This is a genomic window from uncultured Desulfovibrio sp. (assembly GCF_910584445.1).
Lineage (GTDB): Bacteria > Desulfobacterota > Desulfovibrionia > Desulfovibrionales > Desulfovibrionaceae > Desulfovibrio.
In genome coordinates this window covers 1-13,038 of record NZ_CAJUBO010000004.1, presented here as the reverse complement: position 1 = coordinate 13,038, position 13,038 = coordinate 1, and the positions used below count along the sequence as shown (strand labels likewise).

Sequence of the window (13,038 nt, the reverse complement as noted above, 5' to 3'; positions counted from 1 at the left end):
CCTAGCCTCTCCGGCATGGACTGGCAAGCCTCGCCGCGCGGGACCGGCCCCGCGGGCCGCCCGGACGGCGCCGTGGTGCCGGAACCGGAAGACTTTCTTCTGGAAAGTTACGACTTTCCCCTCCCTGAAGCGAGCATCGCCCAGTTTCCGCCCGAAGTGCGGGGCGCTTCGCGCCTGCTGGTCATGGATCGCCGCGAGTCGCCCTCCGGCGCCCGGACCCGGCACGCCATGTTCAGCGAACTTGCCCGCTGGCTGCCCCCCCGGGCGCTCATCGTGGCGAACAATTCGCGGGTCCTGCCCGCGCGCCTGGCCGGACGGCGGGAATCGACCGGGGGCAGGGTGGAATTTCTCCTGCTCACGCCCCTGCCGCTCCTGCTGGCAGAGGCTCAGGCGAACAGCGCCCCGGCCGCGACGCGCGGGACGGCCACCGCCGAGGGCCTGGTGCGGTGCGGCGGCAGGCTGCGCGAGGGGGAGCGCCTCTCCCTGAACGGCGGCATCGGGCTGACCATTCTGAAAAAGGGACCGTTCGGGCGGCATGCCGTACGCCTCGACTGGCAGGGCGACCTGGCCGCGGCCTTCATCAGGGCCGGAGAGATCCCCCTGCCGCCCTATATCCGCCGCCCCGCGGGCCAAGGCGACGCCGAACGCTACCAGACCGTTTACGCGCGGGCCGACAAGACCGGCTCGGCCGCGGCGCCCACCGCCGGGCTTCATTTCACGCCAGAACTGCGCCGCGAACTGGCGGACCGGGGCTTTTCGTGGCGCGAAGTCACGCTTTATGTGGGCTACGGCACCTTCAGCCCCGTGCGCTGCCGTGACATTCGGGAGCATGATATCCATTCGGAATATATGGAGATTTCTGAAGAGACCGCCCGGGCCGTGCGTCAGGCAAACGCGGAAGGACGCCCGGTGGTCGCCATAGGCACCACCAGCGCGCGCGCCCTGGAGGGGGTGGCCGCGCAGTGCGGCGATGTGCGCCCATTTGCCGGCTGGACGGATATTTTCCTCTACCCGGGGCGGCCGTTCCGCGTCATCGACGCCCTGGTGACCAATTTCCACCTGCCCGGATCCTCCCTGCTCATGCTCGTTTCGGCCTTTGCGGGCAGGAAGCGGATACTGGCGGCCTATGCCGAGGCCGTGCGCCGCGGCTATCGTTTCTTTTCCTACGGCGATGCCATGCTCATCCGCTGAAGTCAGAACCCGAACGCCCAGGAGCCTCACATGCATCAGTCCACCGTTGTCATCAAGTACGGCGGCCACGCCATGGAAAAGCCCGAACTCAGCCGCGCGTTCGCGGAGGATGTCGCCCTGCTCGCGGCGCAGGGCATGCGCTTTGTGGTCGTTCACGGGGGCGGCCCGCAGATCAGCGCCCTGCTGGCGCGTCTGCACATCGAAAGCCGGTTTGCGGACGGCCTGCGCATCACGGACGCGGCCACCATGGAAGTGGTGGAAATGGTGCTGTGCGGCCAGGTGAACAAGGCCGTGGTCAGCGAACTGGCAGGCCGCGGCGTGGCGGCGGCGGGCATTTCCGGGCGCGATGGCGGCCTGTTGCGGGCGCGGCGGAAAGATCCCGCGCTCGGGCTTGTGGGCGAGGTCGTCAGCGTGGACCCGGCCCTGCCCCGCTGCCTGCTGGAGGGCGGCTTTGTGCCCGTGGTCGCGCCGGTGGCCTCCGGCCCGGACCAGGAAGCCCTGAACATCAATGCGGACACCGCGGCGGGCGCGCTGGCGGGCGCCCTGAATGCCGAGTATTTTGTCCTTGTTTCCGATGTGCCCGGCGTGCTGGACGGTCAGGGGCGACTCATTCCCCGGCTGGACGGAAGACAGGTCGCGGCGCTGCGGCAGTCCGGCGTCATCAGCGGCGGCATGATCCCCAAGGTGGAGTCCTGCGCCAAGGCCCTTGCCGCCGGCTGCGGACGCGCCCTCATCCTGGACGGACGCGCGCCGTCCAGCCTGCGGCGCTTCCTCCTTGAGGACGCTCCCCTGGGGACGCTGGTGACGCCGTGATCGGAGCGTTTTCGCCAGGAGATCGCGTAAACGTTCTGGGCGCAGGCCTCAATACATCAGGGTAATCTGGTTCCCTTTTTTCACGTCTACTTTTTGTAGTGATAACGGCAGGAAATGACGATGATTGAATCAGCACAAATTCTGTAGATAAGTCTGTGTTCTCTGTCTATTCTTCGCGACCAGTATCCGGACAGGTCAAAAAGCAATGGCTCAGGCTTTCCAATTCCGGAAAAGGGTTCCTCGCTGATTGCTTCCAAGAGTTTCTTTATTCGGGTGGTTTTCTCCGGGACATGGTTTTTCCAGTAGTGATAGTCTTCCAAGGCTTTGGGAGTGAACTGGATTTTCATAGTTCATCCAGTGAACAGGATACCACTTCGCCGCGTTCCACCTGTGCGAGCGATTCACGAAGGTGGGCGGCATTGGCTGGATTGCCCAGAAGATAGGCGGTTTCCTGAATACTGTTGAAATCCGCCAGTGACATCAGTACCACGGGTTCCGATTTCTGGCGCGTGATAATAACGGGCGCATGGTTCTCGCAGACCGCGTTCATGGTCTGCGCCAGATTCTGCCGGGCAGCCGAATAGGTGATGGCGTCCATAGCACCTCCAATTTGTACAAATTTTAGTACATACGCCACGACCAATCAAGTCCTCTCTCCAGGAAGGCAGCTTTCCGAAAAAAGAGTATTCAAAATTTTCTTCAAAAATATCTGAATGTTAGCATGATATTGGCACGGACCCTCCTGTTCATAGAGAAATAGATTTCCCCCTCTTGACCCTATACAGCCATCGCGCCATACGATTGAGGAACTTCCTTCCAACAGGGGAGTTCCATGAAAGACGATGCACGCACACGAAGAAAATCAATTTAGTTGAATAACGACACACTCTAGAGGTTTTCCGGCTGCCCGTGCCTGATCCACCACTCCTTCTCCACCCGGCCGTACCACCAGCGGTTGGGGTCCGCGCGCAGCACCGCCTCGGCAAGCTCGCGCCCCTGAGGCGTCCGCAGGCGCCGGAGGGCGCTGTCCAGCCATTCGCGGGCAAACTCGTTGCCCCGGGCAAGTTCCGTCTGGAGATTGCAGATCAGGTCGAGCTGGTCCGCGTCATGGGCAAGCCGCGCGGCGGCGCTTCGCGCGGCCTCCAGCTCGTCCCAGCCGCCGAGGATATCGGACTCCAGGCCGGTCCCGGCCGTGGCGTCTTCCAGCGCGGCCCGCGCCCGGCAGGTATCGTAGCGATGGTTCACATAGTTGAAGTCGCCGGTGCGCGCCTCGTGCAGGTCGTGGAAAAGACAGAGCATGACCACGCGGCACGGCGCCTCCCCGGCCATGCGCGCGAGGATGTAACCGATCACCGTTGTCCGGTAGGAATGTTCGGCCACATTTTCCCGGCCGGAACCGAGAAAGGCGTACCCGCTGCGCGGCGTGCGCCTGAGCATGCCGGCCTCGTTGCAGAGGTCCGCCAGACGCTCCAGCCTGTCCGGCGTAAGCGCCAGTCCAGGTGCCTGCCCCGTTTCCGCGTCATGGACCATGATCCCTCCTGTGCCTGCCGTACAGATATTTTCCCCGGAAAGATGCTCTAAACGGAAACTGGCGCACGCGCAAGCTGCCGGCGCGCACCATTCCGGGCATTGCGCCCCGGGGCGCCATGCGCTATATTCAGGGGGACTGCGGATGCAGGCCGGTCCTGCCGGCGCATCCGCGAGGAGGCGCAAGAGAGTGCGGCGTTTTTATCAGGAAAGCTGGCAGGGAATCCCGTTCACGGCATTCTCGCACATTTCGTTCTTCCATCTGGCGGACCCCAAATTCTACGCCACGTTTTACGAAGAACTCTTCCGCCGCTACCAGGGCTGGAACGACCTGCCCGCCACATGGCGCGCCAACAAGGCCAAGGACGCCCGCTGGCTCGCGGAACGCATCCGCGACATCGTCACGCGCGAGCGGGAGTCGGGAGAGATCCCCGCCGACGGCCCGGCGCGCGTGCTCTCCATCGGCAGCGGCGTGGGCTATATGGAAAAGCTCCTGCTGGAGGAGCTGCCCGATGTCGAGCTGCACGTCAACGAGCCGAGCACCGTGGGCATGCGCTGGCTTAGGCGCCTCATCCCCGCCGAGCGCATCTATATCGGCCTGCCGCCCGCCTGCCTGCCGCCGGACGTGCGCTACGACGTCATCTATCTTTCCGCCGTGGATTACGGCATCCCCACGCGCGAACTCGTCCATGTGCTGGAGGAGCTTCGCTCCCAGCTCGCGCCCGGGGGGGAGCTGATCTGCCTTTCCGCCTCGCTGCTGGAGGAGGATTCGTTCATCGGCAGCTTTGTCAATGCCATCAAGATCCTCATCCGCGCCGTTCTCCACTGCCTCGGCATCAGGCGGCAACAGTTCTGGGGCTGGCGGCGTACCCGCCAGGAATATCGCCGCATCTTCGCCCTGGCGGGGTTCAGCGCCATCGAGGACGGCATCCTGGATGACGGTTTTGAAACCTACTGGATACGCGGCCGTCAGTGAACGCCGCGACCGGCCCGCAGGAAACTCCGCTAACGCATTGCAACCTGTATTGAACCGCGATGGAAGTTGACGCCCCCGCGCCGCTCGACGCCGCCCTTCAGGTCCCCGCCACCTGTCCCGGACCCGGGGATGCCGTCCCCGCCGGCAGGGACACCGCCTGCCATCTGGGGCTTGACATAGGCTCCACCACGGTCAAGGCCGTCCTGCTCGATGCCGCCGACAGGGTCCTCTTCAGCAAGTATGCGCGCCACTTTTCGGATGTGCGCGGCTGCACGGCCGCGCTTCTGCGCGAGATGGAAGCCCTGGGCGTCGGGCGCCCCTGCCGCGCGGCCATTTCCGGTTCCGGCGGCATCTCGCTCGCCGGGGAGCTGGGGCTGCCGTTCATCCAGGAAGTGCTCGCCTGCAGCCTCGCCATCGGCAGAAAGATCCCGGACGCGGATGCGGTCATCGAACTTGGCGGCGAGGATGCCAAGCTCATCTTCCTCACCGGCGGCGCTGAACAACGGATGAACGAAACCTGCGCCGGGGGCACGGGCGCCTTCATCGACCAGATGGCGGCCTTCATCGGAACGGACGCGGGCGGACTCGACCGGCTCGCCCTGCGCCACACGACCATCTATCCCATCGCCTCGCGCTGCGGCGTTTTCGCCAAAAGCGACATCCTGCCGCTGCTCAATGAGGGCTGCGCGCGCGAGGATATCGCCGCCTCCATCATGCAGGCGGTGGTCGGCCAGACCATCGGCGGCCTGGCGCGCGGCCGGCCCATCAGGGGCAAGGTGGTCTTTCTCGGTGGCCCGCTCTTCTTTCTCGCCTCGTTGCGGGAACGCTTCACGGCCCTGCTGCCTGACATGACGGAAGCGGTCTTTCCCGAGGACGGCCATTTCTTCGTGGCACTGGGCGCGGCCTGGCATGCGCGGGACATGGCGCCGCCCACCTTTTCCTTTGCGCGCGCCCTGGACCGGCTGGAGCACGGCACCGCCCCTGACGGCTGCGGGCGCCTGCCCGCCCTGTTCGCCAACGAGGAAGAGCGCCGCGCCTTTGCCGCCCGCCACGCCGGCCGCACCGTGGCGGAACTGGAGCTGGAACAGGCCGAAGGCGACGCCTGGCTCGGCTTCGACTGCGGCTCCACCACCATCAAGGCCGCGCTCATCGACGCAAAGGGCCGGCTTCTCTACTCCTTCTATGAGGCCAACAAGGGCGACCCGCTCACAGCGGCGCTGGGCGTGCTGGCGGAGATCTACCGCCGCAAGCGCCCCGGGCTGACCATCCGCGCCGCCGCGGCCACCGGCTACGGGAGCGCCCTGCTGACCGCCGCCCTGCGCCTGGACGCCGACGAAGTGGAAACCGTGGCCCATTTCACGGCCGCGTCCTTTTTCGAGCCGCAGGTATCCTTCATCCTCGATATCGGCGGTCAGGACATCAAGTGCATGCGGGTGCGTGACGGCGTCATCGACCGCATCAGCCTCAACGAGGCCTGTTCCGCGGGCTGCGGTTCCTTCATCGAGAACTTCGCGGAGTCCCTGCGCATGCCCCTGGCCGAATTCGTGGCCGCGGCCCTGGCCGCCCCCTCGCCGGTGGACCTCGGCACACGCTGCACGGTCTTCATGAATTCCAAGGTCAAGCAGGCGCAGAAGGAAGGCGTCTCCGTGGGCGACATCGCCGCGGGGCTTTCCTGGGCCGTGGTGCGTAACGCCATTTTCAAGGTGATGAAGATCAGCCACACCTCGGAACTCGGGGACTGCGTCGTGGCCCAGGGGGGCGCCTTCCGCAACGACGCCCTGCTCCGCGCCCTGGAGCTGGAACTCGGCGTCAGGGTCACGCGGCCCGGCATCGCTGGCATCATGGGGGCCTTTGGCGCGGCGCTCATCGCCCGGAAGCGCGGCCCGGCCGACGGCGCGCGCAGCGCGCTCATCGGGCCTGACGCGGTGGCCGCGTTCAGCGCCCGCACGGCCACTGCGCGCTGCCGGCGCTGCTCCAACGCCTGTCTGCTCACGGTCACCACCTTCGGGGACGGGCGGCGCTTCATCTCCGGAAACCGTTGCGAGCGCGGCGCCGAACACGAGCCGCAGCGCCGCCCCAATCTCTATGCCTACAAGCAGCGGCGGCTTTTCGATCCCTATGTGCCGCTCGCGCCCGGGCAGGCGCCGCGGGGGAGCATTGGCATCCCGCGCGCGCTGAACATCTTCGAAAACTATCCGCTCTGGTTCACCCTGCTCACCAGGCTGGGCTTTCGCGTGGAGCTTTCCGCCCCCTCCTCCAAGGAACTTTTCTACCGGGGGCATGATACCATTCCCTCGCAGACGGTCTGCTATCCCGCCAAACTTTCGCATGGGCATGTGCGCGACCTTGTGGACCGGGGACTCAGGACCATCTTCTTCCCCTGCGTCCAGCGGGAGCAGAAAAACGCCGGTTTCGGGGGCGCGGGCTACAACTGCCCCGTGGTCATCGGTTATCCCGAGCTGCTCGCGCGGAATATGGGCATCCTGGAAGAAGCGGGAGTGACCCTCATCCATGCCTTCCTGCCTCTGGAGCGCGGGCTGCTGGGGCGCCGCCTGCGCGAGATCCCGTTCTTTGCCGACATCCCCGTCGCCGAGATGGAGGCCGCCGTCCAGGCCGGCTTTGATGAGATGGACGCCTTCCGCCGCGACATTCGCGCCGCCGGCGAAAGCGCCCTGGCCGAGCTTGCCGAGACCGGGGAAATGGGGCTTGTGCTTGCCGGGCACCCTTACCACACGGACCCGGAGATCCACCATGGGGTGGCCGAACTCGTCACCTCCTGCGGCCTTGCCGTGCTCACCGAGGATTCCGTGGCCCATCTCATGCCCGATCCCGGACCCCTGCGCGTGGTGGACCAGTGGGCCTATCATTCCCGGCTCTACCGCGCGGGCGCCCTGACAACGGCGATGGACAACCTCGCCGTGCTCCAGTTGCTCTCCTTCGGTTGCGGCCTGGACGCCGTGACCTCGGACCAGCTGGAAGAGATCGTCCGCAAGGGCGGCCGCCTCTACGCGCAGATCAAGGTGGACGAGGGGGCCAATCTCGGTCCCGCGCGCATCCGCATCCGTTCGCTCCTTGCGGCCATGCGCGAGCAGCGGGAACAACGGGCGCAACGGCGGCAACGGGAAGAAGGACAGGAGGCGCCGGCCGCCGACGCCAGGGCGGACGCGGCGCCACAGCCCCGGCGCCAGGGGCTGCCGGATGCTCCGGCCGAGACCGGCGCGCAACGCCCCGCCTGCTGGAGAGGCGCGAGCCTTCCCCGCGACCCCGGCGATGCCGCCCCTGTCTTCACGCGGGACATGCGCCACACCCACACGCTGCTGGTGCCGCAGATGTCGCCCATGCACTTCCAGTTCGTGAGCGAGATCTTCGCGTCCGAAGGCTATGACGCCGTGCTTTTGCCCAGCGTCAGCCGCAAGGCCATCGAGCTTGGCCTGCGCCATGTGAACAACGACGCCTGCTATCCGGCCATCGTGGTCATCGGCCAGCTGCTGGAGGCCGTGCTGAGCGGCAGGTTCGACACCAACAAGGTGGCCCTGGTCATTTCCCAGACCGGAGGCGGCTGCCGCGCGACCAACTATGTGGGCTTTCTGCGCAAGGCCCTGCAGGACGCCGGGCTGGGGCACATCCCCATCGCCTCGTTCTCCACCAATATCCAGTCGCCGGGCATCAAGCTCACGCCGCGTTTGTTCAAGCGGATGATCATGACCGGGCACTACGGCGATGCGCTCATGCGCATGGTCCACCGCCTGCGCCCCTATGAGCGGGAGCCGGGCATGGTGGAGGCGCTTGCCCGTTCCTGGTCGGAAAAAGCCCGGGAGAACATCGCGACCGGGGGCATCCTGCGTTTTCAGCGCAACATGCTCGCCATGATCCGCGAATTCGACCGCATGCCGCTCCTCACGGAAGAGCGCCGCCCGCGCGTGGGCATGGTGGGCGAGATCCTGCTCAAGTACCACCCCGATGCCAACAACAATGCCGCCCGCATCATCGAGGAGGAGGGCGGCGAGGCCGTGGTGACGGATCTCATGGATTTCCTGCTCTACAATTTTTACGACCATGTCTTCAATTACAAGCACCTTGCCGGCTCACGCAAAGACGCGCGCGTAGCCATGGCGGGCATCGCCTTTCTTGAGTTCACGCGGCTCTGCATGCGCTTCGGCTTCAGCCGCAGCCGGCGCTTCAGCGCGCCCGCCCGCTTTCACGAGCTGCGCGCGCGGACGCGCAACCTCATCTCCCTCGGCCATCAGACAGGCGAAGGCTGGCTGCTTGGCGCCGAAATGGTGCGCATGCTCGAAAGCGGCGTCAGCGGCATCCTCTGCATGCAACCCTTCGGCTGCCTCCCCAACCACATCGTGGGCAAGGGCCTTATCCGCGAACTCAAGCGCCGCTATCCCGGGGCCACCATTACCGCCCTCGACTACGACCCCGGCGCGAGCGAGGTCAACCAGATCAACCGCATCAAGCTCATGATGCGCGCGGGCCTTCAGGATGCCGGGGCGACAGGCGGCCGGGAACCGGCATGAGGCGCGCATGGCGCCCTGCGCGCACCCGCGGGCGCGGCCCAAAGGCAAGGAGTGCATCCGAATCGGGAACATGCTTGCCAGCAAGAATTTTTTATGCCATAACCCTCGTGTACCTGCGGCAGTCTGCCGCGTGATCAAGTGGGGAACTCGGCCGGAATGGGTTCCGGCTGGCCGACGTCAGGGCAATCCCGTCCCGTCGAGTGAGACTATCTGTCCAAGGAGGACACGCATGGCTGAGATTACCTTTAAAGGGAAAAGCTTCGAGGTTGACGAAGACGGCTTCCTGCTCCGCTTCGATGACTGGTGCCCGGAGTGGCTGGAATATGTGAAGGAGTCCGAAGGCATCGCCGATATTACCCCTGATCACCAGAAGATCCTCGACTTCCTCCAGGATTACTACCGCAAGAACGGCATTGCGCCCATGGTGCGCATCCTGTCCAAGAACACCGGCTACAAGCTGAAGGAAGTGTACGAACTCTTCCCCTCCGGACCCGGCAAGGGCGCCTGCAAGATGGCCGGCCTGCCCAAGCCCACCGGCTGCGTGTAGTCAACGCTTTTTCCGAAAAAGGAGGACACGCGCATGGCTGAGATCGCCTTCAAGGGTAAAACGTTTGAGGTGGATGAAGACGGCTTCCTGCTCCGCTTCGATGACTGGTGCCCGGAGTGGCTGGAATACGTCAAGGAGTCCGAGGGTATTCCGGAGATCACCGCCGATCACCAGAAGCTCCTTGACTTCCTCCAGGACTACTACCGCAAGAACGGCATCGCGCCCATGGTGCGCATCCTGTCCAAAAACACCGGGTTCAAGCTCAAGGAAATCTACGAGCTTTTCCCCTCCGGTCCCGGCAAGGGCGCCTGCAAGATGGCCGGCCTGCCCAAGCCCACCGGCTGCGTGTAGTCCGCGCTGTTGTTTCTCCCGATTTGCACGAAACCCCCGGCGAAAGCCGGGGGTTTTTCTTTCATCTCCTGTTCCCTTTTGCGAAGACCATCGCACGACCGGCATCACGCCGCGCACGAAAAAATCCCCTGTGATATTTTGCCGTCAGGCAAAAAAGTCAGCCAACGGAACCGCTGTCGCCATTCGCAAGGCTCGCAGATTCGGCAACGACTGGCGAAAGCAGGCAGAGCCGCTAATGGCGAACGCGTCGCCAGGGCGGTTTGGGCACATTCAGTACCGACCCGCTCTAAAACTTCGGGAACAATCCAGGCGCCTTCGGCTCAAGCTTCTTCAAAACTTCCTTTGCCATTTCCTGTTCGCCAAAGATGGTCACCACGGCAGCCGCCTTGCCGTTGGCGCCGATCCAGGCGCGGCCCTTCGCGCGCTGCCTGGTAAAGTCGAATTCCTGAAGGCCGTCCTTTTCCGTCAGCTCCCCGACGGTCGCCCCGTCCTTCTGCATATTGGCGCGCATATTGCCGGCAATTTCCGCGGCGCTCATGTTGGCCTTCATGACATTGATGGCAATGGCCCCATTCTTCTTCGGGCTGCCGAGAATGACATCCACACTTCCCGCATGCGCCCTCACGGGCTTGAGCAGCGTCCAGCCATCGGTGAGCGGCAGGCTGAAATACTCTGTCCTGATCTCCCGCGGCTGCTGTGTGGCGGCGGGCTGCTGCCCCTGCGTCTGCTCCTGCGACGTATGATGGCGCGGCGCGCGGACCCTCGCCTGTGCCAGATCGCACAGGGCAACGGCCAGTGCCAGCACCAGAACCACACTACACACTTTCATGAACGTTTTCATGGTTCCTCCCCGCTGCTCATGGCGGACATGTATAAAGTACAGCATTCATCCTTCCGGAGCGCCGACAAGCCGTGCGCCCTGCGGCAGCACCACGCCAGATATGACTGCGTGCAGCCCCCGATACCCGGCAACGGAAGAAACATAGCGCGCATTTCCCCGATGCGCCAGTGTCCGGGAGGGGGACCCCACCGCTGCCCAGGGCCACTCGCCGTGTTTACGCCCCCTGGCATATGGGCTATGTAGCGGATGACTCCAGCATCCGTCCCCCGGGACCGGAGTCGCGGCACCGCGGAAAAGGCTTCCGTGCCGCCGGTTCACGATGGACCTTTGTCAACATGTGAGGAGAGCATGAAAACGCTTGTATTCTGCCTGATCGCCCTCGGGCTTTCCGCAAATGCCATCGCCTTTGCCCCCGAGGGAAAAGATGCGACGAGCAAACCGGAATCCTATTATTCCACCAATGCCGAGGGACTGGACAGCATCGCCATCCTGCCGCCGCCTCCGGCTTTTGACAGCCTGGAATTTCTCCTGGATCAGGCAAAATATCAGGAAGGTCTGCAACTCCGCAAAGGCGAACGGGGCGAAATGGCCGTCCTCGACGCTATTTCGCCAAAGGTCAATGAGTCGCTCTCAAAGCCGTTCGGCATCGACATCAATGCCGAAAACACGCCGGAGCTGTACAAGCTCATCACCAATCTGCGCGGAGAACTGGGCGACATGGCCTGCCGGGCCGCCAAGCGCAAATATTTTCGCACGCGGCCCTATGTCATGTACAATGCGCCGACCTGCTACCCGAAGGATGAGGAACGCCTGCGGGAAAACGGTTCCTATCCGTCCGGGCACAGCGCCCGAGGCTGGGCTGTGGCCCTCATCCTTTCGGAAATCAATCCCGCCAACAAGGAAGCCATCCTCAAGCGCGGTTTCGACATGGGACAGAGCCGCGTGATCTGCGGTTATCACTGGCAGTCCGATGTCAATGCCGGGCGCCTGGCGGGCGCGGCGGCAGTTGCTCATCTGCACGCCAATGCCGCCTTTATGGAGCAACTGAACAAGGCCAAGGCCGAATTCGCCAGGCTCCAGAAGGAGGGGAAGATCAAAAAGGTGCAATAACGGCGCGACGCCGCCCGGTTCCCTTCACTTCGGCCGCGCATGCCGGAAAGGCGCACTGTCTCCCGGCAGCGGAGTCCCCGGACGCTATGAGGAAGCCCCGGATTCTTGCGAATCCGGGGCTTCAAAATATTTGCGGCGCGCGCCTTTTTCCCGCCGGATCCCGCTTGACTCTATATTTGCTATAGGCCGTATCGTCAGAATGCCGCCAGAGGCGGTCGGGCGGTGGCCTGCGTATGCGCCGCCCTGCAACTTTCCGACAGGAGGATGAACATGCAGTTTCAGGAAATCCGCGGCGCAACGAGCATCGTGACATTTGGCGGCCTTCGCCTTCTTGTGGACCCTTTTCTGGCGCCCAAGGGGAGTTTTCCTCCCGTGCCGTCGCCCTACAATGAGTTTCCAAACCCTCTGGTGGAGCTGCCGCTCCCGATTGAACAAATCGTCACTGTGGATGCGGTCATTGTCACCCACATGCACCATTTTGACCACTTTGACGATGCTGCCGCCAGGCTGCTTTCCAAATCGCTGCCTGTATTCGTGCAGTCAGAGGCAGAGGCAGCGGATATGCGGGCGCTTGGCTTTGGCAATGTCTCGGCATTGTGCCCGGAAGGCACGGATTTTCGCCATGTCCGCATATTCAGGACGGATGCCCTCCACGGTGATGGCACAACCGCGGACTACTATTACCAAAAATTCGGCCTGCCCGCCGCAGCGTGCGGTTTTGTCCTGAGCACAGAGGGAGAACCCATTTTCTATGCGGCGGGCGATACTCTCTGGTTCGCCGGCGTACAGGCGGCCATTGCCCGCTTTCACCCTCAAATCATTGCCCTCAATGCGGCCAATGCACAGATGTATGACGGCACGCCGATCCTTATGGGCGTGGACGGAGTTCAAGAAGTGGCGAAAGCCGCTCCGTGGGCCACATTGATAGCCACCCACATGGATGCGGTCAATCACGCCCGTCTTGATCGCGCGACCCTGCGCGCCTTTGCGGACAGGGCAGGCTTTGGGGAGCGGCTGCGTATCCCGGCGGATGGCGAGACGCTGACACTGTCTGAAGAGGAATGATGGAGAAGGGGATTAACCGTCAACGCCCCGGCTCCAAGAGGAACCGGGGCGTTGGTAAAGATTTGGCAGCGACCTACTTTCCCGCGCGAGAGCG

12 protein-coding genes are annotated in these 13,038 nt (G+C 64.0%); 8 read left to right on the top strand and 4 right to left on the bottom strand.

Features of this window, described 5'->3' with window-relative positions; translation table 11 throughout:
- Positions 1-72: 72 nt before the first annotated feature.
- Both queA and argB read left to right on the top strand, forming a co-directional pair.
- Positions 73-1,191 carry a tRNA preQ1(34) S-adenosylmethionine ribosyltransferase-isomerase QueA gene (queA, locus tag QZ294_RS02775; protein ID WP_297046804.1) on the top strand — a complete coding sequence of 373 codons (1,119 nt, stop codon included), beginning with the start codon at positions 73-75 and terminating at the stop codon, positions 1,189-1,191.
- Positions 1,192-1,221: 30 nt separating this feature from the next.
- On the top strand, positions 1,222-2,004 hold the full coding sequence (gene argB / locus QZ294_RS02770) for an acetylglutamate kinase (protein WP_297046443.1): 783 nt from the start codon (positions 1,222-1,224) through the stop codon (positions 2,002-2,004).
- 86 nt (positions 2,005-2,090) lie between these two features.
- Here the strand turns inward: argB and QZ294_RS02765 are convergent, their stop codons facing one another.
- The 3 genes from QZ294_RS02765 to QZ294_RS02755 form a co-directional block, all read right to left on the bottom strand.
- A complete protein-coding gene (locus tag QZ294_RS02765; protein ID WP_297046440.1) occupies positions 2,091-2,351 on the bottom strand; it encodes a Txe/YoeB family addiction module toxin in 261 nt (86 codons plus the stop codon).
- Positions 2,348-2,602, bottom strand: coding sequence for a type II toxin-antitoxin system Phd/YefM family antitoxin (locus QZ294_RS02760; protein ID WP_297046437.1), 255 nt, complete (start codon positions 2,600-2,602; stop codon positions 2,348-2,350). Before QZ294_RS02760 ends, QZ294_RS02765 begins: the two co-directional genes overlap by 4 nt.
- 290 nt (positions 2,603-2,892) lie before the next feature.
- Positions 2,893-3,534: an HD domain-containing protein gene (locus QZ294_RS02755; RefSeq protein WP_297046434.1), complete on the bottom strand. Its 642-nt coding sequence runs from the start codon at positions 3,532-3,534 to the stop codon at positions 2,893-2,895.
- Between the two features lie 187 nt (positions 3,535-3,721).
- Between QZ294_RS02755 and QZ294_RS02750 the strand changes: the two genes are divergently transcribed.
- The 4 genes from QZ294_RS02750 to QZ294_RS02735 all read left to right on the top strand — a co-directional run bounded on the left by QZ294_RS02750 (position 3,722) and on the right by QZ294_RS02735 (position 9,928).
- Positions 3,722-4,507, top strand: a complete 786-nt coding sequence (locus tag QZ294_RS02750) for a methyltransferase domain-containing protein (RefSeq protein ID WP_297046432.1) — start codon at positions 3,722-3,724, stop codon at positions 4,505-4,507.
- A gap of 59 nt (positions 4,508-4,566) precedes the next feature.
- Positions 4,567-9,030 carry an acyl-CoA dehydratase activase-related protein gene (locus QZ294_RS02745; protein ID WP_297046429.1) on the top strand — a complete coding sequence of 1,488 codons (4,464 nt, stop codon included), beginning with the start codon at positions 4,567-4,569 and terminating at the stop codon, positions 9,028-9,030.
- Between the two features lie 229 nt (positions 9,031-9,259).
- Positions 9,260-9,577 (top strand): TusE/DsrC/DsvC family sulfur relay protein, encoded by a 318-nt coding sequence (locus QZ294_RS02740; RefSeq protein WP_297046426.1) that lies wholly within the window; start codon positions 9,260-9,262, stop codon positions 9,575-9,577.
- Positions 9,578-9,610: 33 nt separating this feature from the next.
- Positions 9,611-9,928, top strand: coding sequence for a TusE/DsrC/DsvC family sulfur relay protein (locus QZ294_RS02735; protein WP_297046420.1), 318 nt, complete (start codon positions 9,611-9,613; stop codon positions 9,926-9,928).
- 286 nt (positions 9,929-10,214) lie between these two features.
- Here QZ294_RS02735 and QZ294_RS02730 read toward each other — a convergent pair whose 3' ends face one another.
- Positions 10,215-10,769: a hypothetical protein gene (locus QZ294_RS02730; RefSeq protein WP_297046417.1), complete on the bottom strand. Its 555-nt coding sequence runs from the start codon at positions 10,767-10,769 to the stop codon at positions 10,215-10,217.
- Between the two features lie 348 nt (positions 10,770-11,117).
- On the opposite strand from QZ294_RS02730, the gene QZ294_RS02725 reads away from it, so the two are divergent.
- Together QZ294_RS02725 and QZ294_RS02720 are read left to right on the top strand one after the other, a co-directional pair.
- Entirely contained in the window at positions 11,118-11,879 is a 762-nt protein-coding gene (locus QZ294_RS02725; protein ID WP_297046414.1) for a phosphatase PAP2 family protein, read from the top strand.
- A 270-nt stretch (positions 11,880-12,149) separates the two neighbouring features.
- Positions 12,150-12,944 (top strand): MBL fold metallo-hydrolase, encoded by a 795-nt coding sequence (locus QZ294_RS02720; protein ID WP_297046411.1) that lies wholly within the window; start codon positions 12,150-12,152, stop codon positions 12,942-12,944.
- Positions 12,945-13,038 lie beyond the last annotated feature (94 nt).

Excerpts from the sequence above, each read along its gene's own strand:
- argB (WP_297046443.1), top strand. The coding sequence starts at position 1,222 with ATGCATCAGTCCACCGTTGTCATCAAGTACGGCGGCCACGCCATGGAA.
- QZ294_RS02765 (WP_297046440.1), bottom strand. The coding sequence starts at position 2,351 with ATGAAAATCCAGTTCACTCCCAAAGCCTTGGAAGACTATCACTACTGG.
- QZ294_RS02760 (WP_297046437.1), bottom strand. The coding sequence starts at position 2,602 with ATGGACGCCATCACCTATTCGGCTGCCCGGCAGAATCTGGCGCAGACC.
- QZ294_RS02755 (WP_297046434.1), bottom strand. The coding sequence starts at position 3,534 with ATGGTCCATGACGCGGAAACGGGGCAGGCACCTGGACTGGCGCTTACG.
- QZ294_RS02745 (WP_297046429.1), top strand. The coding sequence starts at position 4,567 with ATGGAAGTTGACGCCCCCGCGCCGCTCGACGCCGCCCTTCAGGTCCCC.
- QZ294_RS02740 (WP_297046426.1), top strand. The coding sequence starts at position 9,260 with ATGGCTGAGATTACCTTTAAAGGGAAAAGCTTCGAGGTTGACGAAGAC.
- QZ294_RS02735 (WP_297046420.1), top strand. The coding sequence starts at position 9,611 with ATGGCTGAGATCGCCTTCAAGGGTAAAACGTTTGAGGTGGATGAAGAC.
- QZ294_RS02730 (WP_297046417.1), bottom strand. The coding sequence starts at position 10,769 with ATGAAAACGTTCATGAAAGTGTGTAGTGTGGTTCTGGTGCTGGCACTG.
- QZ294_RS02725 (WP_297046414.1), top strand. The coding sequence starts at position 11,118 with ATGAAAACGCTTGTATTCTGCCTGATCGCCCTCGGGCTTTCCGCAAAT.
- QZ294_RS02720 (WP_297046411.1), top strand. The coding sequence starts at position 12,150 with ATGCAGTTTCAGGAAATCCGCGGCGCAACGAGCATCGTGACATTTGGC.